This is a genomic window from Micromonospora taraxaci (genome assembly GCF_007830095.1).
Classification (GTDB): domain Bacteria; phylum Actinomycetota; class Actinomycetes; order Mycobacteriales; family Micromonosporaceae; genus Micromonospora; species Micromonospora taraxaci.
This window is the reverse complement of record NZ_VIWZ01000001.1, coordinates 25045-48973: the sequence shown is the minus strand read 5'-3', so window position 1 is coordinate 48973 and position 23929 is coordinate 25045. Positions and strand designations below refer to the sequence as shown.

The 23929-nt window shown below is 70.4% G+C and carries 22 protein-coding genes and 1 pseudogene; 6 read left to right on the top strand and 17 right to left on the bottom strand.

The features are described from left to right. Positions 1 to 449: 449 nt before the first annotated feature. The 12 genes and pseudogenes from FHU34_RS00285 to FHU34_RS00230 form a co-directional block, all read right to left on the bottom strand. Positions 450 to 1517: pseudogene (locus FHU34_RS00285) on the bottom strand (LysM peptidoglycan-binding domain-containing protein); the annotation flags it as partial. Between the two features lie 14 nt (positions 1518 to 1531). After that, positions 1532 to 1981: a pilus assembly protein TadG-related protein gene (locus FHU34_RS00280; RefSeq protein WP_145778143.1), complete on the bottom strand. Its 450-nt coding sequence runs from the start codon at positions 1979 to 1981 to the stop codon at positions 1532 to 1534. Next, a complete protein-coding gene (locus tag FHU34_RS00275) occupies positions 1978 to 2448 on the bottom strand; it encodes a TadE/TadG family type IV pilus assembly protein (RefSeq protein ID WP_145778142.1) in 471 nt (156 codons plus the stop codon). The genes FHU34_RS00280 and FHU34_RS00275 overlap by 4 nt, the downstream gene beginning before the upstream one ends. Continuing rightward, positions 2445 to 2891: a TadE family protein gene (locus tag FHU34_RS00270; protein ID WP_145778141.1), complete on the bottom strand. Its 447-nt coding sequence runs from the start codon at positions 2889 to 2891 to the stop codon at positions 2445 to 2447. Before FHU34_RS00270 ends, FHU34_RS00275 begins: the two co-directional genes overlap by 4 nt. A gap of 5 nt (positions 2892 to 2896) precedes the next feature. Continuing rightward, on the bottom strand, positions 2897 to 3109 hold the full coding sequence (locus FHU34_RS00265) for a hypothetical protein (protein ID WP_145778140.1): 213 nt from the start codon (positions 3107 to 3109) through the stop codon (positions 2897 to 2899). 23 nt (positions 3110 to 3132) lie between these two features. Further along, entirely contained in the window at positions 3133 to 4002 is an 870-nt protein-coding gene (locus FHU34_RS00260; protein ID WP_145785377.1) for a type II secretion system F family protein, read from the bottom strand. Next, positions 4002 to 4901 (bottom strand): type II secretion system F family protein, encoded by a 900-nt coding sequence (locus FHU34_RS00255; protein ID WP_145778139.1) that lies wholly within the window; start codon positions 4899 to 4901, stop codon positions 4002 to 4004. Before FHU34_RS00255 ends, FHU34_RS00260 begins: the two co-directional genes overlap by 1 nt. Positions 4902 to 4905: 4 nt before the next feature. After that, positions 4906 to 6447 carry a TadA family conjugal transfer-associated ATPase gene (locus tag FHU34_RS00250; RefSeq protein WP_145778138.1) on the bottom strand — a complete coding sequence of 514 codons (1542 nt, stop codon included), beginning with the start codon at positions 6445 to 6447 and terminating at the stop codon, positions 4906 to 4908. Next, a complete protein-coding gene (locus tag FHU34_RS00245) occupies positions 6437 to 7237 on the bottom strand; it encodes a CpaE/TadZ family protein (protein WP_145778137.1) in 801 nt (266 codons plus the stop codon). The genes FHU34_RS00250 and FHU34_RS00245 overlap by 11 nt, the downstream gene beginning before the upstream one ends. A 2-nt stretch (positions 7238 to 7239) precedes the next feature. Continuing rightward, positions 7240 to 7905: an SAF domain-containing protein gene (locus FHU34_RS00240; RefSeq protein ID WP_145778136.1), complete on the bottom strand. Its 666-nt coding sequence runs from the start codon at positions 7903 to 7905 to the stop codon at positions 7240 to 7242. A gap of 40 nt (positions 7906 to 7945) precedes the next feature. After that, positions 7946 to 8899: a hypothetical protein gene (locus tag FHU34_RS00235; RefSeq protein ID WP_425280507.1), complete on the bottom strand. Its 954-nt coding sequence runs from the start codon at positions 8897 to 8899 to the stop codon at positions 7946 to 7948. Continuing rightward, a complete protein-coding gene (locus FHU34_RS00230; RefSeq protein WP_145778135.1) occupies positions 8893 to 9459 on the bottom strand; it encodes a hypothetical protein in 567 nt (188 codons plus the stop codon). The genes FHU34_RS00235 and FHU34_RS00230 overlap by 7 nt, the downstream gene beginning before the upstream one ends. Positions 9460 to 10049: 590 nt before the next feature. On the opposite strand from FHU34_RS00230, the gene FHU34_RS00225 reads away from it, so the two are divergent. Next, positions 10050 to 10889 (top strand): prepilin peptidase, encoded by an 840-nt coding sequence (locus FHU34_RS00225; protein WP_145778134.1) that lies wholly within the window; start codon positions 10050 to 10052, stop codon positions 10887 to 10889. A gap of 19 nt (positions 10890 to 10908) precedes the next feature. Here the strand turns inward: FHU34_RS00225 and FHU34_RS00220 are convergent, their stop codons facing one another. Next, positions 10909 to 11529 (bottom strand): phosphatase PAP2 family protein, encoded by a 621-nt coding sequence (locus FHU34_RS00220; RefSeq protein WP_145778133.1) that lies wholly within the window; start codon positions 11527 to 11529, stop codon positions 10909 to 10911. 170 nt (positions 11530 to 11699) lie between these two features. Here FHU34_RS00220 and FHU34_RS00215 point away from each other — a divergent pair, with 170 nt between their 5' ends. Continuing rightward, complete coding sequence (locus FHU34_RS00215) at positions 11700 to 14099, top strand: glycoside hydrolase family 65 protein (protein WP_145778132.1); 2400 nt, start codon at positions 11700 to 11702, stop codon at positions 14097 to 14099. A 10-nt stretch (positions 14100 to 14109) separates the two neighbouring features. Here FHU34_RS00215 and FHU34_RS00210 read toward each other — a convergent pair whose 3' ends face one another. Next, the gene (locus tag FHU34_RS00210) at positions 14110 to 14574 is read right to left on the bottom strand and encodes a hypothetical protein (RefSeq protein WP_145778131.1); all 465 of its coding nucleotides are present in this window, start codon (positions 14572 to 14574) and stop codon (positions 14110 to 14112) included. Between the two features lie 142 nt (positions 14575 to 14716). Between FHU34_RS00210 and FHU34_RS00205 the strand changes: the two genes are divergently transcribed. Together FHU34_RS00205 and FHU34_RS00200 are read left to right on the top strand one after the other, a co-directional pair. Further along, the gene (locus FHU34_RS00205; RefSeq protein WP_145778130.1) at positions 14717 to 15505 is read left to right on the top strand and encodes an SAM-dependent methyltransferase; all 789 of its coding nucleotides are present in this window, start codon (positions 14717 to 14719) and stop codon (positions 15503 to 15505) included. A 77-nt stretch (positions 15506 to 15582) separates the two neighbouring features. Continuing rightward, the gene (locus FHU34_RS00200; RefSeq protein ID WP_145778129.1) at positions 15583 to 16743 is read left to right on the top strand and encodes a low temperature requirement protein A; all 1161 of its coding nucleotides are present in this window, start codon (positions 15583 to 15585) and stop codon (positions 16741 to 16743) included. Between the two features lie 154 nt (positions 16744 to 16897). Here FHU34_RS00200 and FHU34_RS00195 read toward each other — a convergent pair whose 3' ends face one another. Continuing rightward, complete coding sequence (locus tag FHU34_RS00195) at positions 16898 to 18484, bottom strand: Ig-like domain repeat protein (protein WP_145778128.1); 1587 nt, start codon at positions 18482 to 18484, stop codon at positions 16898 to 16900. 366 nt (positions 18485 to 18850) lie between these two features. Between FHU34_RS00195 and FHU34_RS00190 the strand changes: the two genes are divergently transcribed. Both FHU34_RS00190 and FHU34_RS00185 read left to right on the top strand, forming a co-directional pair. Continuing rightward, entirely contained in the window at positions 18851 to 19462 is a 612-nt protein-coding gene (locus tag FHU34_RS00190; protein WP_145778127.1) for a dihydrofolate reductase family protein, read from the top strand. A gap of 100 nt (positions 19463 to 19562) precedes the next feature. Continuing rightward, a complete protein-coding gene (locus FHU34_RS00185; RefSeq protein ID WP_167524735.1) occupies positions 19563 to 20120 on the top strand; it encodes a GNAT family N-acetyltransferase in 558 nt (185 codons plus the stop codon). A gap of 80 nt (positions 20121 to 20200) precedes the next feature. Here the strand turns inward: FHU34_RS00185 and FHU34_RS00180 are convergent, their stop codons facing one another. After that, positions 20201 to 22162: an ABC transporter permease gene (locus FHU34_RS00180; protein WP_244311512.1), complete on the bottom strand. Its 1962-nt coding sequence runs from the start codon at positions 22160 to 22162 to the stop codon at positions 20201 to 20203. A gap of 71 nt (positions 22163 to 22233) precedes the next feature. Continuing rightward, a complete protein-coding gene (locus tag FHU34_RS00175; RefSeq protein ID WP_145778124.1) occupies positions 22234 to 23664 on the bottom strand; it encodes an extracellular solute-binding protein in 1431 nt (476 codons plus the stop codon). Between the last annotated feature and the right edge of the window lie 265 nt (positions 23665 to 23929).

The following is a 23929-nucleotide window of genomic DNA, read 5'->3' as shown; positions in this document are numbered from 1 at the left end:
GGCCCGGATCGTTCCCGGACCGGTCCGGATCAGCTGCGTCGATGGCGGCCTACCGGTGGCCCGTCCGCTACGGAATCCAGACCGTGCCCGCCGGTGAACAGCCCACCCTCGGCGCCGTCACCAGCCCAACCGTCGTCATCGCCCCAACCCGGCGCGCCGGTGGGATCGACCCCGCCGCCGTGAGGTGCCGTGCCGCCGTAGGGCGGCGAGCCGCCGGTTGGAGCCATTCCACCGCCGGGGAACGCCGTGCTGCCGGGGGCAGCCATCCCGCTGCCGGCGGGTGGTGGCGGAGCCTCGATGGCTGCGGCTGCCCGGCTGGCGGCCCAGGCCGCACCGCTTCCAGCCGCTCCGCCGGTGGTCCGCCCGGCGGCGCTTGTGGCTCGGCCCGTGCTGCCGGTGCTCCGCGACGTCTTGCCCGTGCTCCGCGACGTGCTGCCCCGGGGCTTACGGGAGGACGTAGCCAACCGGGGAGCCGCCCCGGCCGTGGCCGGGCGTCGACGCAGACCCAGGACCGCGCCGATCTGGGCGCCGACGATGCTCGCCACGGCCAGTACAGCGGAGACCGCGAGCGGTCGGTTAACCCGGTCGTCCGCACCGGCCCGGGCTGCGCCGACAGTCATCGCGGGTGGTTGGCCCGCTGACTGCGTACCGCTGGGTGGTGCCGGGTCCACCCGCTCCGGTGCGGCAGGTTCGGGCGCCGGCCGGGGCGCGGGCGGCTTCGGCGCTGCGGGCCGGCCGACCAGCCTGCCGCTCGCATGCTCGCGGGCCCCCTGGTCGGCAGCCTCCGACGGCAGCCGGAGTAGTTGGCCGGGGCGGATCCGATCCGGGTCGTCGAGCTTGTTCAGCTTGGCGAGCTGTCGGTAGTCACCGAACTCGTCCAGATAACGCTCGGCCACCTCACCGAGGTAGTCGCCCCGGGCGACCCGGTACACCGGCGCGGCCTCGCCGTTCGCCGCCGATCCGCTCGGTGCGGCCACCTCCGTCCCGGCCAACCCGAGTGGCCCGCTGCGGGCCAGCGGGGCTGCCGTGTCCGGTGTCGCGCCCGCGCGGGTCGGCGCGGCCAGGGTGGCCACCGTCGGCGTGCCCGAGCCCGAGTACGCCGGAGGGCCGTAGAACGCGGCAGCGCTCGCAGCGGCCGGGCTGGCGACGAGGATCAGCGCTACCGAGCCGACCAGCGCGGCGGCGGCCTTCTGCTGACGGCCCATCCCGGGCAACCTCGGCGCAGGTCGACGCAGGGTCTGCGCACCCAGCTCGACGAGAACGGAGAAGGCGAAGGTGGCCCAGCCGAACCAACCGGCTATGGCAAGTGCGCGCAGGAAGAGCTGCCCGTCGTCCCGGCTGGTCAGGGCGGTGCCCACCTCGCTGATCGTGGGGAGATGGTCGGGCAGCGGGTTTCCGGCGAAGGCCAGCAACGCGATCGGCGCACCGGCCAGCAGCAACAGGAGCACGGCCAGCGCGCCGAGGCCGGTGAGGATCCGTCCGGTCCGTCGTACGACGGACCCACCCGATGCGGGCATGGCTGCCTTCCTTCCTATGGTGCTGTGGTGATGGCACTCGCGGTCGCCTCGCCGGTGACGGTGACCGTTTTGCCACTGACGAACGGTCCGAGCATCGAGCGGTGGTAGGTGATGGTGACTGTCACCCGGATCCGGGTTTCCCCGCCGACCTGCGGGAAGCTCACTGTGTGACCGGCGGTGCCGGCGACGGCCAGGTAGTTGTCGACCGCCTTGACCGCCTCTTCCTGGTCGATCCGCTTCGGTCCGCCCTCGATGGCGGTGGCCCGGTCGATGGCCTGGCCGCCGGCCCGCGCCGCCTCGGCGGCCAGGTTCTGGGCGCGTTGCAGGGTGCGGAGCTGCCCGGCGCTGTCGAAGGAGAGGCCGATGATGGCCAGCACTCCGATCATCGTCACCGCGAGGAAGATGCTCACCCGGCCGTGCTCACCCGAGTGCGAGTGGTCAGGTGGCGGCCTGCTGGGGGTCATTGTCGGCTCCGGTAGCGGTCCAACGGCGAGGTGAACGTCGCCGAGACCTTCTTCTCGCCGGGCATCCCGGGCAGGATGCCGAGCAGGATGTCGTCGAACGACACCAGGCAGACGATCTCCACCGTCACTGTGGCGTCCTGACCGACATCGCTGTTGAAAGCGTGGTCGAAGTCGCCGGCGGTCACCGTGCCCACCGAACTTTTGAACTCGGGATCCAGCTCGCCCCTACAGGCCAGACCGTGCCAGTCCAGCTGCTTCTGGGCGGCGTCCCGCGCTGCGGCCTCCGCGGCGCTCGACCCCCGGGAGATCGAGGCGGCCCGGGCGGCGTCGTGGGCGGCGGCCTCGACCGCCTCCGCGGCGAGCGCGGTACGCCCGGCCATTCCGGCCAGCACCATCAGCGCGATGAACGCGGGCGCGAGCACCGCCACCTCGATGGAGACCGAGCCGCGTTCGGCCGTGCGGTTCACGGCGGCGTCACCCTCTCCACCGTCCCGTGGGCGGTCTGCTGGACCGCGAAGTCCACGCCCGGTACCACCGACAGGGACCGGCCGCTCACCGTGCAGGTCACCTCGATGTCGTCGATGATCACGCAGCTCGGGCTGGTCGCCTTCCAGCCCACCAGCCAGCCGCCGGCGGTCTCCAGGAACTGGGTGGCGCTCTCCACCCCGACACCGCCCGCCGCCTGATAGGACCGCTGTGCGTTGACGCCGCTCTGCGCGGCATTCAACGCCGTGGAGCGGGCAAGGAAGACGGCCGCGATCTGGATCGACGCGAAGAGCAGCACCAGGATCAGCGGCATCATCACGGCCAGCTCGACCGGATTGGCCCCTCGCTCCCGGTCGACGCCCGCGAGGTGACGCCGGGCGGCGGTGACCGTCCGGCGTTTCCTCGGGCGCGCTGCTCTGCTCATGCTGGCTACTTCGGGGCCGTCGGGTTCTCGTGGGTCGGGATGCTGGTCATCCAGTCATCGGCCTTGCTCAGGGCGAGCCCGGTGACGATCGTGGCCACGAAGACGAGCCCGAAGATGATCACAGCGGTAGGAACAGGGCTGTCGCCGCGCTCGCCGTCGCGGCGCAGCTCGGCCAGGCGCGTCGTCAGCACGACGTGCAGATAGCTGAGGATGGACATGGCGTGCTCCTTCGGGGGTGGGGTCAGATACGGGCGATGAACGGATAGACGACGAAGCCGAGCAGCACGAAGACGAGAAGCGCGCCCGGGATGTCGAGCTTGCTGGTGACAGCCTCGGCGCGGGCGAGGTTGTCGGTGCGGATCTGGTCGCGCAACGAGTCGGCCCGGCTGCGCAGGGTCTCGTGCACCTGCGCGCCCTCACTGCCGGAGGAGCGCATAATCGCGCCGACGTCGCCCAGCTCCGGGATGCCGATCTTGTCGGCGAGGTCGCGTAGCTCGTCCCAGGGCGCGTGCATCTGCATCTGGGCGATCCGCAGCGACTCCTGGAGCCGGTCGAACACCCAGCCGTCGCAGACCGCCGCGGCCCGTTCCAGCGACTGCACCGGCCCGTGCGCTGCCGAGAGCTGCAACGCCACCAGATCCAGGTAGGTGCAGACCGCCTGACGGAACTCGTCGCGGGCGGCGTCGGCCTTGGTCAGCACTGCTCGGTGTGCCAGCAGAGCGCCGACCATCGCCAGGCCGAGGCTGCCGAGCACCGGTACGACGAGCGGGAACGAGACGCCGAGCACCACCAGCGCCACCCCGAGCACTGTGGGCATGGCCAGCCCGATCAGCGCGGAGAGCAGCACCGACAGCGCGTACTGCTCGGAGGTCTGGCCGATCAGGGCGAGCTGCCGGTGCGGTGGCCGCAGCCAGCGGGAGAACCCGGTCAACCAGTCCAACCGGCGGGAGGTGGGCGCGGCGACCTGGCCGGTGCCCGGCGGCTGGTGCAGCCGGCGCAGTGCAGGCCCGAGCGCCGGAGTCGCCGGTACCAGCTCCCGGATCACCAGGAACACGCCCAACCCGATGCCGGCGCCGCCGCACACCGCGGTGACCAACTGCCAGTTGACCATCATGCGATCACCTCGCTCGGGTCGGGCGCCGGGAGGAACCGGGCCGGCCGCTGCGGCTGGCTCATCGACCGCACCCAGGCCAGCAGGCCGATGAATGCGGCACCGAGGACAGCCATCACCACCTGACCGACAGGCGTGCCGTACGGCTCGATGTACTCGGTGTTGATCAGTCCATACGCGAGGGTCGCCAGGGTCATTCCGGTGAGGAAGCGGACCGCGAACCGGGGCTGGGTGCGCTTGGCCTCGATCTCCCGGCGGGTGGCCACCTCCGCCGATGCCGCGCCGGCGATCGAGCCGAGCACGTCACCGAGCCGTTCGCCCCGGTCGGAGAGGTGCAGGATCAACGCCGCGACCACCTGGTCGCAGACCGGGTCGGAGATCTCGTCGGCGAACGCCAACAGCGCGGAGCGGGCCATCCAGCCGGCCTGTAGACGGGCGGCGAGCAGCCGTACCTCGTCCTCGATGCCGGGCGGCACACTGCCGATCGTGCCGATGATCGACTGTTGGAGGCCCTGCCCGGTGCTGGAGACGTCCTTGAGTCGGCGGGTCCACTCGCCGACCGCCTCGATCCGGGCGATCGCCCGCTGTTCGGCCTTGCCCACACCGAACAGCCACGGGGTTCCGGGCACCGCGACCGCCACCAGGAGACCCACCACCGGCAGCCCGGTCAGCAGGAACGCCAACGCTCCCGCGATCAGCGCGGCGACCAGCAGCGCCTGGTAGGACCTCTGTTCGGCAGGCGTGCTGCCAGGTCCGCGCCAGAGCCGACCGAGGCTGGACCCCCCACCTGGGCGTGCCCCCGGGGGTCGACGGGTGCCGACCAACGCCACCACGGCCAGCAGCAGGCCCGCCACACAGGCGGCTCCGGAGACCACCGCGATCAGTTCCAGGCTGCCCATCACGTCACCGCCGGGCCAGTCGGGTCTGCCGGGGTCGCCGCCAGGCACCGGCACCGGCCTCGATCCACCTGGTCAGCAGCCGTACGTCGTACCCCACCCGCAGCAGTTGGTCACGGACCCGCTCCGGCAGGTGCCTCGGGACCGCGCGGCCGTCCGGGCCGGGCCCGAAGACGGTGGTGGTGGTGATCCGACCGGCCTCGCCGGCCCCGATCACCTCCTCGACGTGCGAGACGAACCGGTGTTTACGTCCGCCGATCGCGGTCTCGTCCTCGACGGTGACGTAGACGATCAGGTCGAGGGCGTTGCCGGCCATCCGGCGGGCCTGGTCGACTGTCATCTCACGGCCGTGCGCCAGCGCCAACTCGACGATCCGTTCACCCACCCCGGCAGCGGTGCGGGCGTGGATGGTGCACATCGAGCCACGGCTGGTGGTCATCGCCTGGAGCATCGGCACGATCTCCCGGGACCGCACCTCACCCACGATGATGCGCAGCACACCCATCCGCAGCGACAGCGGGATCAGGTCGGCGATGGTCACCTCGCCGGCCGGGCGGCCGTCGAAGCCGCGCTCGCCGTGCCCTTCCCGGGCCTCGAAACTCATCACCGCCCGGTGTCGCTCCCGGCGGCGGGCCGGTAGCAGCTCGCGGCTCTCCTCCAGCAGCACGTACGGCTCGTCCGGCGGGATCTCGTTCATCAGGGCCCGGATGATCGTGGTCTTACCGGCCCCTGCCAAGCCCGCGACCATGATGTTCAGGCCGGCGCGCATCGCCGCGCGGAGGAAGTCGCGCAGCAGCGGGTCGATCATCTCGTCCAGGTCACCCCGGGCGCCCGCCACGTCGTCCAGGCCCACGTCCAGGGTGTTGTGCTTGCGGATCACCGCGTACGGACGGTGGCTGACCAGGAACACCGCCGCCAGCCGGCTGCCGTCGGGCAGTTGCAGGTCGAGGGTGGGCTTCACAGTGGACAGGGACCGCTCGGTCGCGCCCGCCCGACGGGCCGCCGCCTGCAGGATCTCCACCAGTTCGGCGTCGCTGTCGGCGATCGGCTCGGCCCAGTCGACCCCGCCGCCGTGCCGGGTGATGCGTACCTGGTCGCAGCCGAGGATGTGCACTTCCTCGATGGTGTCGTCGACCAGCAGGGTCTGTAGCCGGCCGAGCCCGACCAGCTCGGCGGTCACCTGGTCGAGCAGCAGTCGTTCCTCGCCGGCGGCCATCGGAGTGCCGGCCCGGCGTACGGAGTCCGCGTATGCGGCGACCACCATGACGGCGAGTCGGGCCCGCTCGGTGTCCTCCTCGTCGACTGTGAACTCCCGGCCACGCTGCCACAGGGTGAGCCGCTCGGTGAGTTCCCGACGCAGCTCCCGGACCACCTGGAAGTCCATCCGCGGTCGGGGCGCCAGTTCCGGTTGCGCGGTGGCCGTGGGCTGCGGCTGCGGCACCGACCCGTGCTGTTGGTGCCGGCCGTTCGGGCCGGCCAGGGGCGGCGCGGTGGAGGTGACGCCTGGTGGCTGTTGACGGGGGTCGGCGGAGACCGGCTCAAACCGCATCCGGCACCCCCTGCTGCACGGGCCACGCCAACCGGGCGCGCCGTCGTTCCAGCAGCGCGCCGATCGGCACCTCCAGCGCGCTGGCCGCGCGCATCAGCGGCCGTCCGGCCCGCACGGTTCCACCCAGGGCCAGCACCCCGGCGGTACGCGGGTCCTGCGGCAGCCGTGCGATCACCGGCAGTTTCAGGGCGCGGCTGATCTCGGCTCGCCCGTGACCATCACCGACCAGCAGCAGCCGCAGGGTGCCCGGCGGCACCCGGTGCTCGGCGAAGTCCCGTTCGATAGCGGTGACCACCGCGCGGGTGCCGGAGAGGTCCGGCAGGTGCGCCCCGGTCACCAGGAGCACCACCGACGCGGCCCGGAGCACCGGCCAGGGCGGCCCGTTGACGTGCAGCCGACCACAGTCGACCAGGACGTCGTAGCCGGGGGTGCCACGGTCCAGGGCGTCGAAGTAGTCGGCGAAGCGTTGCCAGAGCGGGGTGACACTGCCGCCCTGGGCGGGGTCGACGAGCCCGGGCAGCAGCAGTCGTTCCCGGCGGGGTGCGTCCAGGTCGACGAGCTGCGACCAGAACGCGGTTTCCAGGTTGCCGTCGCGTAGCTCCCCGACGGCCAACTCGCCGAGGCCGCGTGGCCCGTCCAGTTGACCGCCGAGGTAGCCGGCGAGGATCGAGCCGCCGGCCGGGTCGCACTCGGCGAGGACCAGCCGTCGGTGCCAGGTCAGCGCGCAGGCGAGCGCCGACGTCGTGACGCCGGGCGAGCCCTTCGCTGACACCAGCGCGATGATCGCCATGCTCAGGCCGTCTCGGTCAGCACGACGGCGAGCCGGTTCTGTGCGGCGAGCGCCACCACCGCCGGTACGTCGCGGGTGACCAGCGCCAGGTACAGGACTTTGTCGTTGTTTGCCGGGCTGACCATGTCGATGACGGTGGCCGAGAACCTCGTGCCGGCGGCGGCTGCCGCGTCCCCGGTGGTGTTGCTGCGGTCCGGCGTGCTCACCAGCAGGACCTTGTCGCCGGGGTGCAGTTCGCGGGCCGGCACCTGGGCGGTCTTCAGGCCGAGCGCGATCTGCTGTTGGCCGGGGCCGAGCAACGGGTCGTCGGTGACCTGCCCCAGCGTGAGCAGGGTGCCCGGGACCAGCGCCACCGCGGCGCGTTTGCCGACCACCTCGTCGAGCCGCCCGGCGGGCACCGGGCGCAATCCCTGACCACCGGCGACCTGCACACTGACCAGGTCGGCGGCGCTGATCTCGCGACCCACCTCCACCGGTCGGGCCACCGCCAGGTAGCTGCCGGTGGCCCGGACCGAGGTGACAGCGAACGCCGCCCCGAGCCCACCGAGGGCGATCAGGAGTACGGCGAGACCGAGCAGCCCGGGGCGTACCCGCCGCTGCCGGACCACGGTCGGCGGGGTGACCGGCGCGTCGACCGGTGGGGTGCCGTTGCGCGTCGCGAGGCTCACTGGGTCATCTCCGTTCGCGGGGATCGCACAATCGGCTCACTCACCGGGTCACCACCTGGAGTTCGTTGATCTGGATCTGTACGTTCCCGCTGCGGCGGGTCACCGGGATCTCTCCGGTCTGGCCGCCGCCACGCCAGGTCACTGTCCAGTGCGTGGTGGCGCTGATCGTGTACTCGTCGGCCTTCGGGTAGCCGTCGGGGTCGCCGCAGTCCGGGGACTCGCGGCCGGCGAGGTCCTCGTTCTTCGGGTCGTACGGGGTGCCGGCCGAATGGCAGGTGATCTTCTCGCCGTTGCCCATGTCCCAGACGATCCGGCTGACCGCCGCTGTGATCTCGACGGTCACGTTCCGGTCGGTCGCACTGGCGGTCAGCGGGCCGAAGTAGTCCTCGCCCGGGTTCGCCCACAGCCACACCGGCAGGCCGACCAGGCCGGGGCCGATGTTCTTGCGGGGTGCGACCTTCAGGGGCGCCGGCAGCAACTTGATCGAGGCGAGGGCGCGACGGGCCAACTCCTCCGGATTGGGTGGTGCGCCGAAGCCGGCCGGTGGCTCGTCCAGCAACACCTCGGTCTGGTTGCCCACGTCCGCGCCACCGTTGCAGGTCTGCACGTACCACTGCTGACCCTCGGGTGCCTCACGCTGGGGCGCTGACAACTTGTAGTAGCAGCCGTCACCGCTGTTGAACCAGCCCTTGAACTCGTCGTAGCAGGGGACCGTCCGGCCGTCCCATCGGCAGACGCCACCACCGCCACCACCGCCGTCGTCTCCACCACCGTCGTCACCGCCGCCGCCCGGGTCGCCCGGGTTGCCGGGCTCGTCGTCCCAGACGTTGCAGTCCGGCTGGTCCGGTGGGCAGTTGGCCCCCGGGTCGGCGCGTCCAGCGGTGGCGGCTGCCGGCGGGGTCGCGCCGATTACCAGCAGGAGGGCGAGGCCGACCCCGGCGAAGGCCCGCCAGGATGTGCCAGCGTGGCGTGAGCGTGCTCCGGACGTCAGCACGGCTGGTCCCGGTGCGTCGTGCCAGAGTTGATCAGCCAGCGCCCGTCGGGATACCGGGTCGCGGTGGCGGTGGAGAAGTGCCTGCCGCCTCCGCTGCCGGGGACCACGCGCTTGTCCTTGGCGTAGACCAGCCGGTAGCCGGTCGTGTCCAGGCAGTCCTGGATCTCCACGGTGGCCGGCTTCGCGTCCAGGCTGACCGCGATCACGGTCGGGTCGGACTTCACCGTCCCGGTACGCATAGCGCCGTGCTCCTTAGCGTCGCGAATGGACAATTGGACCCGAGTGAGAAGTGGATCAGCGAGATACCGGGTGAGTTCCGGCGCCCGTGGATCGCTACGCCCGCTCGCCGTCCGCGAGGCTGCGAGATAACCGGAGTACGCGTCAAGTGCCGCCTTTTCGGCGGCTTGCCGATCAATCTCGGGATCGGTCCGTTGTTCGTCCGCACGGGGTGCCGCCGGTCGTTCGACCGACTCCCGTCCGCTGGCGCAGGCGGTGAGCGGCGCTGCCGCCACGACCGCCAGCAGGCAGATTGCCGCTCGTCTGAGCTGCCGTCCGCGCACCGTCGAGCCTCCTCGTGGTCGCCCGAAGCGGTGAGGGGTCACCGCCGTCGGGCATGCGGAAACGCGCCCGGATCAGCACATCCGGAGCTGTTCATTGCGCTTCTGCATTCACCGTTACGGATCTTCTACAAATGCAAGGTCCTGTGTCTTCCGGTTGTCGAGGTGAGGCTTGCGTCACACCCAAGGGGCGAGCATAGGCTGACGCTCGCCGATGCAACAGAGGCAATTCAACCGAACACTCTGAGTGATGACAGGTGGTGGTGGTGGGTGTCCGCACTGCGCACCGGGCAATGGCCGGGCGAGGGGCCGTCGGAGATCGGGCGTCGCCGGGGCGGGCTGGGTCGCCGATGCCCCGCCGTCGTCCCCAGGAGTGGGACATCGCGGCTTGATCCCGGCATCCCAGGGGCGTCGCCGGCCTGTCGAGGGTCCGCCTCGTTTGACGAGATGTCCGGCCCGGATCAGCTCGACGGTGCCCCACGGCGACCGGGCGAGACTGTCGCTTTCTGCGCCATCCGCCACACCGTGGCGATCGTCCAGTCACGATCCGTGTTCACCTTCACGGTGCAGCGCAGGGGCGTAGCGGAGGCGACATGGCGCTGACCGGCCCCCCGGCAGCCGTCCCTGGTCGGGAGAACCCACCCGATCGGAGCCCGGCAGCCCCACCGACCGGCGGCACGACGGACCGCGTTTCGGCGGCGGCACGCACCCGGCTGTCGACGGGGCTCGCGATCCTCACGGTCGTCCCGCTGATGCGGATGGCCGCGCTGCGCTACGCCGTACCCCCGGGCATGCCCAGCCGGACCGGCTGTGACGCCTGCGGCGCGCCGATCGGCCTGACCCGGCCCTGGCCGGCGCTCGGTCCGACGGCCCGGTGCGGTCGCTGCCGGACGCGGGTCGGCCCGCCTCCCGGCGTGGTCGAGGTGGCAGTGCTCGCCGCGGTGGTGCTGCTGCTCGCTCTGGCCGGCTCCTCGGGCGGGGCGCTGCCGGCGCTGGCCTGGTGGCTGGGCTGGACGATCCCGGCGGTCCTCGTCGACCTGGCCGTGCACCGCCTACCGGACCGACTCACCCTGCCGGCGGCTGCCGGGACCTGGCTCCTGCTCGGCGTCGCCGCGCTCGACGCCGAGCCGGGGCACTGGCTGCGGGCGGTCATTGCTGGCGTCGGGCTGGCGCTCTTCTTCGCCAGCACCACGCTGCTGCTCGGGCGTCGTGGCTTCGGGCTGGGCGACGCCAAGTTGGCGCTCAGCGTGGGAGCCCTGCTCGGTTGGTACGGCTGGCCGGTGCTGGTACTCGGGCTGCTGCTCGCCTTCGGGCTGTCCGCGCTGCTGAGCGTGGGTCTGCTCGCCGCCCGCCGGGCGCACTGGAACACGCATCTGCCCTTTGGCCCGTTTCTCCTGCTGGGCACGGCGGGCGCACTCCTGCTGTCACTCTGATCCCCCAGCGCCTGGCGGGTCAGGGGTTCGGGCGGCCGGCCAGCTTGGGGATCGGGGTTCGGGTGCGGCGACGCAGCAACTCGGTGGTGGGTCGGGCCAGCAGCGGGGTTGCCACCACGGCGACCAGAGCGCCGAACAGCACGCCCGCGATGACGTCGTGCGGGTAGTGCACCCCCACGAAGACCCGGGAGAAGGCGCCGAGCGCGGCCAGTGGCAGCGCGACCAGTCCGAGCCGCCGGGAGAGCAACAGCGTGGTGACCGCCAGCGCGCCGGCCACCGTGGCGTGGTTGCTGGGGAACGACCAGTCACCCGGGGGTGGGCAGGCACCCGCGATGATCGCCCGGCCGACCGTCCGGCAGGGGCGATCCTCGTCCACCACGGTCTTGAACCATTCGCTGCCCACGTACGCCAGGAGGGCAGGCAGCGGCGAGATCAGGGCGAGTGCCCGGTCGCGGGGGCCGCCGGAGCGGCGGCCCAGCGCGGCGATCAGCAGTAGCGCGCCGAGCAGCAGGATCACCCCCTCGGTCGCGTGCCCGACGAACCACTGCACCGGCTCTGGGCTGGCGGCAGCGGCGTCGACGACGTCGCGGTACCACTCGGCGCTGATCTCCGGAACGTCAATGCTGCCGTTGTCGGCCATGCCTCACCTCACTCCATGTTCATACCCCGTTCACCTTGGAGACACCCTAGGAACGCGGCACAGGGCATCGCCGCTGTCGAAGGTCGGGCCGCCGGCACGACCTTCGTCCAGCATTCGTACAGCCGGCTCTGCTTGGCTGGTCAGGGACGTCGGCATCCACAGGAGGCTTCGTGCACACCAGTTCGGCCACCGACCAACCGCCGCCCGCTGCCGGGACGGAGGCCGACGAAACGTGGCGGATCCGGCGTACGGCGGCCGATCTGGACCGGCTCGGCGAGACCGAGTCGATCTTCGCGCTGGGTAACGGGTGGGTCGGATGGCGCGGTGTCCTGGACGAGGGCGCGCCGTGCGGGATGCCGGGCAGCTACGTCAACGGCCTGCACGAGCGACGCGAGCTGAGCTACCCCGAGGAGGGGTACGCGTTTCCGCAGGAAAGTGACACGGTCATCAGTGCCCCGAACGCCGCGCTGATCCGGCTCTGGGTCGGCGACGAGCCGCTGGACATCCGGACCGGGACGCTGCGCAGCCACGAACGGGTGCTCGACCTGCGTACCGGTGTGCTGCGTCGGGACACCGAGTGGATCTCCCCTTCCGGGAAGGGGGTGCGGATCCGCAGCACCAGACTGGTGTCCCTGCCGCGCCGACCGGTGGCCGCGGTCCGGTACGAGGTCGAGGCGCTGGACGCCCCCGTCGAGCTGCGGGTCTGCTCGGACCTGCTGGCCAACGAGAAGGTGCCGGAGCGCTCCGACGACCCCCGAGCGGCCTCGGTGCCCACCGACCCGCTGACCGCCGAGTCGTACGACGCGAGTGGCCTCGACGGGGTGCTGGTGCACCGTACCGAGCGCAGCGGCCAGCGCGTGGCGGTCGCGGTCAGTCACCTCGTGGACGGACCGGACACGATCACCACCACCGGCGACTGCACCCCGGACCGGGTACGGCTGACCGTGACGGGTCGCCTGCTTCCGGGGGAGCGGCTGCGGTTGACGAAGTTCGCCGCGTACGAGTGGGCAACGGTCGACGGCGTACCCGCCGACGAGTTGGCCGCCCTGGTCTCGGCCGAGGCGGACGCGGCCCGCGCGGACGGCTTCGACGCACTCCTGACTGACCAGCGTGCCGCCCTGGACGCGGCCTGGCAGGTCGCCGACGTGCAGCTCGACGGCGATCAGGAGCTTCAGCAGGCGGTTCGGTTCGCGATGTTCCACCTGATCCAGGCCGGTCGGCCGGACTCGGACCGGACGATCTCGGCCAAGGGGTTGACCGGCAACGGCTACGACGGGCACGTCCTCTGGGACACCGAGAGCTACGTCCTGCCGGTGCTCACCTACCTGGCCCCGGCGGTGGTCCGTTCGGCGCTGACCTGGCGGCACGCGCACCTGCCGGAGGCCCGGGAGCGGGCCCGCGAGCTGCGGCTGACCGGCGCCACCTTCCCGTGGCGCACCGTCGGCGGCCGGGAGTGCTCCGGCTACTGGCCGGCTGGCACGGCCGCGCTGCACGTCAACGCCGACATCGCCGATGCGGTGCTGCGCTACCTGGCGGCCACCGACGACCAGCGCTTCCTCGCCGACGCGGGGCTGGAGTTGCTGGTGGAGACGGCCCGGCTCTGGCACGGCTTCGGCCACTGGTCCGACACTGGCGACTTCCACCTGCACGGGGTGACCGGCCCGGACGAGTACGCCGCGCTGGTCGACGACAACGTCTTCACCAACCTGATGGCGAAGCGCAACCTGCGGGGCGCGGCGGACGCCGCCGAGCGTCACCCCGATCTGGCCGGCCGGTTCGGCGTGGACCACGACGAGGTGGTCGGCTGGCGGGCCGCCGCCGACGCGATGGTCGTTCCGTACGACGACAAGCGCCTGGTGCACGAGCAGGCCGCCGGTTTCACCGAGCAGCCCGAGTGGGACTTCGCGAACACCGGCGAGGACGACTACCCGCTGCTGCTGAACTTCCCGTACCTGGAGCTGTACCGCAAGCAGGTGGTGAAGCAGGCCGACCTGGTGCTCGCCATGCAGCTTTGCCCCGGTGAGTTCACCGCCGCGGAGAAGGCCCGCAACCTGACCTACTACGAGGCCCGCACGGTCCGCGACTCGTCGCTGTCGGCCGCGCCGCAGGCCGTCCTGGCCGCCGAGGTCGGACACCTGGACCTGGCGTACGACCTGTTCGCCGAGTCGGTCCGCCAGGACCTGGCGGACCTGGGCGACAAGACCGCCGACGGACTGCACCTGGCCTCGCTGGCCGGCGCGTGGTTGGCACTCGTGCAGGGCTTCGGCGGGCTGCGTGACGACCGCGGGGTGCTCTCGTTCGACCCGCGGCTGCCGCGTCGGATCGACCGGTTGGCGTTCAGCCTGCGGTGGCGCGGCCACCGGCTGCGGGTCACGCTGACTCCCACCGAGGCCCGCTACGAACTGCCCGACGCCGCCTCCGACACCGAGGTCGAGGTGTGGCACCACGGCGAGTCGATACGGATCACCGGTGCCGAGGCGGTCACCGTGCCGATGCCGCAGGTGCCCGACCCCGGGCCGGAACCAGCCTCCCCGCCCGGCCGCCGCCCCACCCGCCGCTCGGCCGACTGAGCTGCCCGGCTCAGGCCGGCACGGGACCGCCGGCCATCCGCTCGCGGACGGCCTCCAGCGCCTCGAAGGCGTACGCCCAGTTGTGGCACTTGAAGCTGCGCAGGCCGTCGATCGCGGTGTGGCAGTCGGAGCAGCGCACGCCGGCGATGGCATCGGGGATCTCGGTGTTGACGTACTTGCGCTCGCCGAGGATGACCGTGGCGATCATGGCCTTGTCGTGCAGCCCGGAGAGCGCCGACGAGACGATGTCGTACCAGGTGACCCGCCGGCCGCACTTCGGGCAGTCCGGTTCGTCGCCGCTGACCCAGAGCGGCGCCCCGATGCTGCGCGCCGGCATGCCGAGCAGCTTCTCCAACCGCCGGACGTCCGCCTCCGGGGTGGTCCAGCGGTGTCGGCCGGGCAGTGACGCGGGCGAGTCGTACACGGCGCGGAACAGGTCGTGGTCGACCTGCACGGTTTCGCGCTGAGCGGTCATCGGCTTACCTCCTCGTTGAGTCGGTGCCCCCACCGTGGTCAGCGACGACCATGGGCGCTGCCGGATCAACGACACGAGGGGGCAGCGGGTCGTCGCCGCGGGTGTTAGACATCGAGATCCACCCCCGCCGAAGGGATCTCACATGACCGACCAGCCGGCGCCTGACGTCACCACCACACCCAACGTCGCCCGGATGTACGACTACTTCCTCGGGGGGAGCCACAACTTCCCGGCCGACCGGGCCGCCGCCGACCGGGTGCTGGAGATCTTCCCGGAGACCGGGGTCGCCGCACAGACCAACAGGCACTTCTTGCGCCGGGCCGTCCGGTACGCCGCCGAGCAGGGCGTCCGGCAGTTCCTGGACATCGGAGCCGGGCTGCCCACCCAGGACGCTGTGCACGAGGTGGTTCGTGCCGTGGCACCCGACGCGCGGGTGGTCTACGTCGACTACGACGAGGTGGCCGTCACGTACGCCCGGCAGTTGCTGGCAGGCGTACCCAGCACTGCGGTTCTTCAGGGCGACCTGCGACGGCCGGACGAGCTGCTGGCCCACCCGGATGTGCGGGCCACCCTCGACCTGGACCAGCCGGTGGCGGTGCTGCTCCTCGCGGTGCTGCACTTCGTGCCGGACCACGACGACCCGTGGGCGGCGGTCGCCCGGCTGCGCGACGCCACCGCGCCCGGCAGTCACCTGGTGGTGTCCCACCTGACGTTGGACGGCATCCCGCCGGCGCTGGCCGAGCGCGGCCAGGCCGTCTACCGCAACAGCAGCGCCCCACTGGTGCCCCGCACGCGCGCCGAGACGGCACGCTTCTTCGCCGGGTACGACCTGGTTGAGCCGGGCCTGGTCGCCACCCCCCGGTGGCGACCGGATGGTGAGCCGGAGACCGTCGACGCACACGGGTACGCGGGGGTCGGCGTCCGCCGCTGACCCCACTTTCGCCTCCGGCGGCCGGCTTCGGGTGGTACGACGGACGCAGGGCGTGTGTGCCACCGGGGGGAGCGCCGATGGCGAGCCGAGGTGACCGGCTGCTGCGGGGAAGCGACTCACCACTGAGCGCCTCGTTCCTGGAGCTCTTCTTCGACCTGGCGTTCGTGCTCGCTCTCAGCCAGTTGGCCGAGCACCTGCTGCACGACCTCACCGTGGCCGGCGCGCTGCGGACCGCCCTGCTGTTGACCGGGATCTGGTGGATCTGGGTGCCCACGACCTGGTTCGCCGACTGGTACGACCCGGAGAGCCCCGCGGTGCGGTGGTTGCTGGTCGCGTCGGCGCTGGGCGCCCTGCTGGTCGGGGTGGCGATACCGCAGGCGTTGGACGGGAGGGGTCTGCTCTTCGCCGGTGCGTACGTCTCGGTGCACATCGCCCGGGGTGTGGTCACCACCTTCGCGTTACGTGGTCATCCGAGGCAGCGCCGGACGCTGCGGATCCTCTGCTGGTTCAGCGTCTCCGCCGTACCGTGGCTGGCTGGTGGGCTCCTGCCGGACTGGCGGGTGCCGCTCTGGCTGCTCGCCCTCGCCCTGGATCTCACCGGCCCTCGACTGGGCTGGCCCACGCCGCTGATGGGCCGGACCCGCCAACAGGAGTTGCACCTCGCCGGTGAGCACTTCGCCGAGCGGTACCAACAAATCATGATCATCGCGCTCGGTGAACTGGTACTGGTCGCCGGCCTCTCGTACGCCGGCACCGACCTCCACCTCCCGCAGACCGCCGCCTTCCTGCTGGTCTTCGCCACCGCTGTGTTGATCGGTCTGCTCTACGTCACACCCGCCGGCCAACGCCTCGGCCCGGCCATCGAACACGCCGACCCGTCCCGGCTCGGCGTCGTCACCGGATACGTGCACCTGGTGATGATCGCCGGGCTGGTCGTCACCGCCGTCGGCGCCGAACTGAGCATCGCCCACCCCTCGCGGACCGGTGACCTGACCACTGTCGTCGTCATCCTGAGCGGTCCGACGCTGTTCCTCGTCGGGCGGATCCTCTTCTCGGTGGCGATCCACCGACGGCTTTCCTGGCCGCGGGTCGGGGCCCTGTTCGTGTTGGGGGCTGCGGCGGGGCTCATGCGGATGCCGCTGCTCGCGATCAGCGCGGTCGCCACCGCAGTGGTGCTCGTGGTGGTCGTCCTGGACCACGCCGGGCTCTTGTCGTACCGCCGACGGGCCGGCGCGTAGGTGCCGCAGGGGCCAGCATTGCAGTCTGCGGGTGGCCGCGGAACGCGCTGTCGTCACGGCCGAGCCCCGGCTCCGACCCGGACCGACACGGCCACGGCGTGCGAAACCGGGCGGCGGCCCGGCCCGACCCATCGGGCCGGGCCGGACCGGGACGTCAGTCGGGCACCACGGTCAGGACCAGCGGACCGTTCGGAATCGGGGTGCCGGCGTTGTTCGGATAACCCCAAGCGCTGTCGTTTCCGGCCTCGTCGGTCAGCGAGAATCCGATCGTGTACTGCCCCGGCTCCATTCGGCCGGTCGACACTGCGAGTCGGAAGACGCCGGTGCCGTCGTCGTGCTCACCGCCGGACATCCCGCCCTTCGGCTCCCCGTTGCTGTCGTAGATCGTCGCGCTGAACTGTTGGATCTTGGCGAAGTCGTCCACCTCGACAGTGACGTCGAAGCCGAGCCCCCAGGCGTCCTCGGTCTCCTGCTGCGTCCACGTCGCCTTGGGTAGCGTCGCCGAGAGCACGACCGGCGCCTTCTCGTCCTTCACCCGGGTGACGGTGAGGCCGAGGTCGGGAGCACCGTACGCCGCGCCGTAGAGGGCGACGTTGCCCGCCCCGTCGGTCAGCCTGACCCCGTTGACCGAGCAGGAGCTCATCCAGGAGGAGTGGAGGACGATCTCTACCGAGGCTGATCCGTCGTCACCGACCACCGGGGTGTGTGACGACTGGGAGCACCACGACAATTCGACGTCGACCGAGGTCAGGCCACCAACCACGCCCTGCGGCCGGAAGGTGAGTGCCGTCGAGGCCGGACCGCGCCAGTTGTTCACCTCCGTCTTGGTCAGAGCGAAGTTCGACGCGCTGAGCACCTCGTTGCGGCTCACCTGGACCGGAGCCGCTCCTTCCGGTGACGTGTCGGTCCGGGTGTTGCCCCAACTGTCGGTCAGGTCGAGCCGGGAGACCCGCCAGGTGCCGGACGGTGAGCCGGCCGGCACGGTGACCGGGACGGAGCACGTCACCCACGTCGGGTCCCAGGCGACCTGGCCGTTGCAGGACCACTGCGACCCGTCCTGGATGAGCTGGAACGTGCCACTGACCCGCGTGCCGTTCGGGCCGGTGAGGGTGAGCTTTCCCTTCTTGAAGCCGGAGTTGTCGACGACGTACACCGCGTAGCGCAGCGTCACCCCGGAACCGTCGTCGTAGAAGCTGCGAGGTTGGTCGAAGTCGAAGTACAACTGCTCGGCGACCGGCCCTTCGGCGTCGACGATCTGGGTGACGGAGAGCGCGGCCGGGCCCGGGTTGCGCACCGTGCGGGCGTGCGCGACATCGTCGGCGATGGTCACCTTGGTGACCCGCCAGACCGTCTCCGCCACAGGCGCGTAGCGCGGGACCGTGAATTGGTAGGTGTAGGTGGACTCCTGGGCTGTCCCCGAACCCCCGACCTGTGCCCGGCCCCAGTCCAGGTTGTAGCTGACCGTGCGGGGTTGGCCGATCTGCTCGTTGCCGGCGAACTGCCGCAGTTCAACAGCGCCGCTGATCCCCCGGGCCTTGGTGGAGCGGTTGGTGATCGTCCAGTTGAGATTTACTGTCGCGTAGTTCTCGGTGACGTCGACCTGCGTACTGTCGATGGCGATGGACGCGATGTCGAGCACCGGACTGGTCGCGGGTGCCGCTACCGCCGGACTGGTGATCGACAGGGCAATCGCGGCAACCGCCACGGTTGCGACGAGCGAGCGTAGGTGCCAAGGCTTCATCTGTTCTCCCCGTGAGTCAGTGAATCCTGAATGGATGCGCGCTGAGAGTAGCCGTGGCCGACAAACGAATTCGCGCGCTCTCGGGCCGTTTTATTAGGCTTGCGATCCGTTTGAATGTCTTATCTGCACGCGCTGGACTGTCGGGTTTTGTCGGCGCTGCTCGCCAGGGTGCCGCCCGAGCCGTACCCGGGATCCTGAATGCCGGCGAGAACGCCGAGTGGTGGAGGGCATGAACGGGCAATGGGGAGCCTGACGGCTCCGAGCTCCGGGCCTGCAACAAAACGATCTTGCGAACGGGCGCGTCTCCGAGCAGGCTGAGCTTGTCGGATCGAGAACAGGATCCGGCACCGGAGCAAGGAGATACTCGTGCGCAAGCTCGTCTACTACGTCGCGGTCACCCTGGACGGATTCATCGCCGGCCCCGATGGCGCCGACCCCACCGGCCCGGACGGCTTCTGGCCCATCCCGGACGACTACCTGCACCACCTCGTCGCCGAGTACCCGGAGACCCTGCCGGGCCCGGCCCGGCAGGCGATCGGCATCACCGACGCGGGCAGTCGGTTCGACACGGTCCTGGAAGGCCGTCACTCCTACGAGGTGGGGCTGAAGGCCGGTGTCACCGACGCCTACCCGCACCTGCGCCACCTGGTGTTCTCCCGCACGCTGGGTGAGAGCCCGGACCCGGCCGTCGAGGTCATGGCCGAGGACCCCATTGCCACGGTACGAGAGCTGAAGCGCCACGACGGCAAGGACATCTGGGTGATCGGCGGTGGCGCCCTGGCCGGGGCCCTCTACCCGGAGATCGACCAGTTGATCGTCAAGCTCGCTCCGCTGACGGTCGGCGCTGGTATTCCGCTGTTCGGTCGCGAGGCCGTCTTCGCGCCTCGCACCTGGCGTCTGACCGACCACACAGTTCTGGACAGTGGCTCTCTTTTCCTTACCTACACCCGGGCACAGACCGGAACCGAGACCGCGTGAGCGCACCGTATTCATGGCGGCCACACGTCCCGGCGCCTGGCCCCCTTCCGGCGAGGTAAAGGTGCGCGATGACTCGGGACCTGGCTCTACGCTCCCCACCATGTTCGCACCAGTGAAGATCATTTCGGGTGGTCTGGAGATCCGTGAGTTCGGCCCGCAGGACGCCACCCAGCTGGCGGCGTTCGTGGCCGCCGATGATCGGAGCGGACTGCCGCCAGGCTCGCCGCAAACCGTCGCCGACGTGGACGAGTGGCTGACCGGGTTGTCGCGCCAACGGCTGGCCGGCGACGGTGTGCGTCTGGCGATGGTGGACACGGCCGAAGGCGAGATCGTCGGCAGCATCGGGTTGCGGGACATCGACTGGAGGGCCGGACGCGGCGAAATCGGCTACGGGGTGCGGGCCAGTCGTCGCGGCAGGGGTTACGCGACCACGGCCGCCCGCGAGGTCGGCCGATGGGCGCTCACCGATTGTGGAATGCGCCGTATCCAGTTGCGCGCCCGGCTCGACAACATCGCTTCCCTGCGGGTCGCGGAGAGGGCCGGATACCAGCGGGAGGGCACCCTGCGAATGGCCGATTGGGATGGCGAGAAGGCACATGACATGGCCGTCTTCTCGATGATCGCGGCAGATGTGGAAGCGGTCCGAGTCACTGGTTGACCCGACGCTTGCCGGAGCTGTCGTGGGGACGGTCCGTTGTCGGGCCGCTGGTGCCGATCGCGCACCAGCGGCCCGTCGGCTCACCCCTTCACCGCGCCCGCGGTGAGACCTTCGGTCAGGAAGCGCTGCCCGAGGGCGTACATGACCACGACTGGGATGCTGACGAGCAGCGACGCCGCGGCGAGTTGTCCTTGTGGGACGACGTCTCCGGCGATCATCGACTGCATCCCGACGGGGAGCGTCTTGTACTCGTCCTTCGTGATGAACACGAAGGCGAACAGGAACTCGTTCCAGGCGTTGGTCAGGGTGAAGAGCGCGACCGCCAGCAGCCCCGGCTTGGCCAGTGGCAGCACCACCCGGCCGAACGCCTGGATGCGGGTGCAGCCGTCGACGAGCGCAGCCTCCTCCAACTCGATGGGGATCGACGAGAAGTAACCGACCAGCAGCCAGGTGGCGAACGGCAGTGTGAAGGTCGGGTACGTCACCACCAGCGACCACAACGAGTCGGTGAGCCGCGCCCCGATGAGCATCTGGTACAGCGGGATGAACAGCAGCGCGCCCGGCATCACGTAGGTGAGCAGCACCGTGACGGTGAAGCCCTGCGCTCCGCGGAACCGCAGCCGGGCCAGTGCGTAGCCCGCCAGGGCGGCACAGATCAGCGCCACCGCGGTGGACGCCGCGGACACCAGCAGGGTGTTGAGATACCAGCGGCCGAACGGCTGGTTGGCGAACAGGGCACCGAACTGTTCCAGGGTCCACGGCGTCGGCCACAGGTCATCGGTGCGCATGACGACCTGGCCCTCGGACTTGAAGGCCGTGACGGCGATCCAGTACAGCGGGCCCAGCACGAAGAAGAGCAACCCGGCCAGCGCGACCCAGGACCCCAGACCCGACACCGCTGACGACGACCGTCGACCGCCCCGGGACTGCAGGGTCGAGACCACCCGGCCGACCGCCACCGCGATCAGCAGAATCACCCCGAGGACCACCGCCGCCTTCCAGAAGATCTCCGGCGACGCCCAGAAGAGCAGACCGGTGACCACTGCGGTGACGACCCACGGCAGCGCCTTCCGCACCGTCCCGGCCCACTGCCGCGCCCCGATCCGCCACGCCGCCTGGCGTTGTCGGGGCAGTCTGATGTTGGTGTCCTGGCGCAACAACCTGACCAGGACGAACACCAGCCCGCCGATGACCGGCAGCATGACGAGCGTGACCGCCGCGCCGGCGCCGTACTGCAGTTGCAGGATCGCCTTCGAGTAGGCGATGAGCACGTACGGCGCTGTCACGTCGCCCGGGCCGCCCTGCGTCAGCAGCCAGACGAGGTCGAAGTTGTTGAACGTCCAGATCGACGACAGGGTCACCGTCACGGTGAGCACGTGACGCAGCCCGGGCAGCGTCACGTTCATGAACCGCTGCACCGACGAGGCGCCGTCGATGGTCGCCGCCTCGTAGAGGTCCGCCGGGATGGCCTTCAACCCCGCGAGGAAACACACGGTGAAGAACGGCACCCCCTTCCAGACGTTGACGAGGATCACCGACGGCATGGCCAGCTCCGGGTCGGACAGCCAACCCGCCGGCCAGCTGTCGACCAGGTGTGCGCTGGCCAGCAACGGCCCGATTCCGGTTGCGGTGAGCAGCGTGTTGACGCTGCCGAAGATCGGGTCGAGCAGGGAGCGCCAGCTGAACGCCGTCACCACCGTCGGCACCACCCACGGCACCAGCAGCAGCCCGGTCAGCAGGGCCCGCCCGCGACGGCGATGATGCAGCAGCAGGGCCGCGGACAAACCCAGCACAACCTTGAAGATCTCGGCGTACGCGGTGAAGACGAACGAGTTCACCACGCCCGTGTGGAACTGGTCGTCGCCGATGAGCGCGAGGTAGTTGTCCAGACCGACGAACACTGTGTCCTGCCCGTGCCGTTCGGTGGTGCTGGTGAGGATCGACCTGGCGATCGGCACGAGAACGAGCGCGCCGACCAGCAGGGCCATCGGTGCCAGGAACAGTGTCGCCAGCCGCCAGTCACGCCCCAGCCGCCGCTGCATCATGGTGAGAGAGCCGGGTCCCGACGGCGGGGATTTCCTCGCCGTCGGGACCCGCGCAGGACGGACCGAGCTCACTGCGGCAGCCCCTGCTGGTTGAAGATCTGCACCATCTTCGCGTGCGCGGTCGTCACGGCCTGCGCCGGCGCGGTGCCCTGCACGACCTGCTGCATCATGTCGGTGAGGACGTAGGCCGAGCCGACGGCCTGCTGGCCGGCGCTGGCCTTCTGCGGGAAGGCCAGGCCGTTCTTCGTGTTCAACGGCAGCTTCAGTTCAGTGATCTTGCGCAGCATCGGGAAGGCCGGGTCGCCGCTGGTGAAGAACGGGTCGGCGTCCCAGACCTTCTCCCAGGCGGGCATGACCAGGCCGGGAGCCTCCTTCGCGACGCCGAGCAGCGCGGGCGCGCTGACCAGGTACTGCGCCAGGAGTTTGGCGAGCCCGGGGTTCTTGGCGCCCTTGAAGACGACGAAGCCCTGCGACTGGCCGAGCAGCAGGGGGTTGTTGGTGGCCGGTCCGATGCAGTCGGAGAACACGTGGGTGTTCGCGTGCACCGGGTTCTTCTTGGTCCGGGAGTCCGCGTAGACGCTGAACTGGTTGCGGGTGTAACCGAGGATTCCGGCGAGCCAGTTCTCGTTGTTGCTGGTGTCGGTCCAGCTCGCGATGCCCGGCGGCAGCATCCGCTTGTACTTCTCGTTGGTGTAGATGTCGCCCAGGAAGGTGACGGCCTGCACCGTCTCGGGGGAGTTGAACGTGACCTTCCGGCCGTCGTTGGAGGCGATCGACCCGCCGTACGCGTTGATCAACGCCTCGATCATGCCGTTGCCGTCACCGGATCGGTTCACGGTCATGCCCCAGCCGAACCGACGCTTGGCCGGATCGGAGATTTCCAGGCAGAGGTCCCGCAGCTCCTCCCAGCTGTAGATGTCCTTCGGAGTGATGCCCTTGTCCTGCATCCAGTCCTTGCGCAGGAAGGACCCGATCCCGATGAAGTGGTACGGGATCGCGAACCACTTGCCGTCGAAGACGCAGAAGTTCTTGGCCTCGGCGCAGGGCTCCCCGTACTTGGCCGTCAGTGCCTGGACGACGTCCGTCACGTCCTCCAGGTCACCCAGCGCCTGGAACTGCGCGACGAAGCGTGAGTCGGTCATGAACGCGAGGTCGCGAGCCACCCCGCCCTCGACCTCGGCGTGGATTTTGGCCACGACGTCACCGGCGTCGGCCTGGACCAGGCTGTTCTCGATCTTCGTCCCGGTGGTGTCGGCGAACTTCTTGATCGAGCCGTCGAGGGCTTCGTTCGCCGCCGTCGAGTACAGCTTCTGCGACAGCATCCCCATCGAGGAGCCCTTCATCGCCGCGGCGGCGTCGATCAGCTCCTGCGGAACCTCCGGCTGCACCTTGGGGGGCGAGTCGGACTCGCCTCCACACGCGGCCAGACCGGCTGCGCCGAGTACCCCCACCCCCATCCCCAGAAAGCCGCGTCGTGACCAGGCTGGGTTGTATCCCATGGACATTCGCCTCCCTCAAGTCCCTGCGGCACGGCACGCCGAGGGCGTAGCCCGTGCAACAGGTGTGTCTTCATGACGGCGACCACGGATGCGCGTCGCCCGCATCGGTCAGTGCGTTGTGGCGATCGGCGACCAGGCCGAGAAGGGGGCGCTGATGTTCCAGTTCGGTCGGGCCACGGGACCACCGCCGTTCGAAATTTCGAACTCAGTTCGAAATACCGCATCAAGTGGACGCGACGCTAGAACAGCTCTGAGAAGAATGTCA

Bases quoted from the DNA above. Each gene is read 5' to 3' on its own strand.
- FHU34_RS00280 (WP_145778143.1), bottom strand. From the start codon at position 1,981: ATGACCCCCAGCAGGCCGCCACCTGACCACTCGCACTCGGGTGAGCAC.
- FHU34_RS00270 (WP_145778141.1), bottom strand. From the start codon at position 2,891: ATGAGCAGAGCAGCGCGCCCGAGGAAACGCCGGACGGTCACCGCCGCC.
- FHU34_RS00265 (WP_145778140.1), bottom strand. From the start codon at position 3,109: ATGTCCATCCTCAGCTATCTGCACGTCGTGCTGACGACGCGCCTGGCC.
- FHU34_RS00260 (WP_145785377.1), bottom strand. From the start codon at position 4,002: ATGGTCAACTGGCAGTTGGTCACCGCGGTGTGCGGCGGCGCCGGCATC.
- FHU34_RS00255 (WP_145778139.1), bottom strand. From the start codon at position 4,901: ATGGGCAGCCTGGAACTGATCGCGGTGGTCTCCGGAGCCGCCTGTGTG.
- FHU34_RS00250 (WP_145778138.1), bottom strand. From the start codon at position 6,447: ATGCGGTTTGAGCCGGTCTCCGCCGACCCCCGTCAACAGCCACCAGGC.
- FHU34_RS00245 (WP_145778137.1), bottom strand. From the start codon at position 7,237: ATGGCGATCATCGCGCTGGTGTCAGCGAAGGGCTCGCCCGGCGTCACG.
- FHU34_RS00225 (WP_145778134.1), top strand. From the start codon at position 10,050: ATGGCGCTGACCGGCCCCCCGGCAGCCGTCCCTGGTCGGGAGAACCCA.
- FHU34_RS00220 (WP_145778133.1), bottom strand. From the start codon at position 11,529: ATGGCCGACAACGGCAGCATTGACGTTCCGGAGATCAGCGCCGAGTGG.
- FHU34_RS00210 (WP_145778131.1), bottom strand. From the start codon at position 14,574: ATGACCGCTCAGCGCGAAACCGTGCAGGTCGACCACGACCTGTTCCGC.
- FHU34_RS00205 (WP_145778130.1), top strand. From the start codon at position 14,717: ATGACCGACCAGCCGGCGCCTGACGTCACCACCACACCCAACGTCGCC.
- FHU34_RS00200 (WP_145778129.1), top strand. From the start codon at position 15,583: ATGGCGAGCCGAGGTGACCGGCTGCTGCGGGGAAGCGACTCACCACTG.
- FHU34_RS00195 (WP_145778128.1), bottom strand. From the start codon at position 18,484: ATGAAGCCTTGGCACCTACGCTCGCTCGTCGCAACCGTGGCGGTTGCC.
- FHU34_RS00185 (WP_167524735.1), top strand. From the start codon at position 19,563: ATGTTCGCACCAGTGAAGATCATTTCGGGTGGTCTGGAGATCCGTGAG.
- FHU34_RS00180 (WP_244311512.1), bottom strand. From the start codon at position 22,162: ATGCAGCGGCGGCTGGGGCGTGACTGGCGGCTGGCGACACTGTTCCTG.
- FHU34_RS00175 (WP_145778124.1), bottom strand. From the start codon at position 23,664: ATGGGATACAACCCAGCCTGGTCACGACGCGGCTTTCTGGGGATGGGG.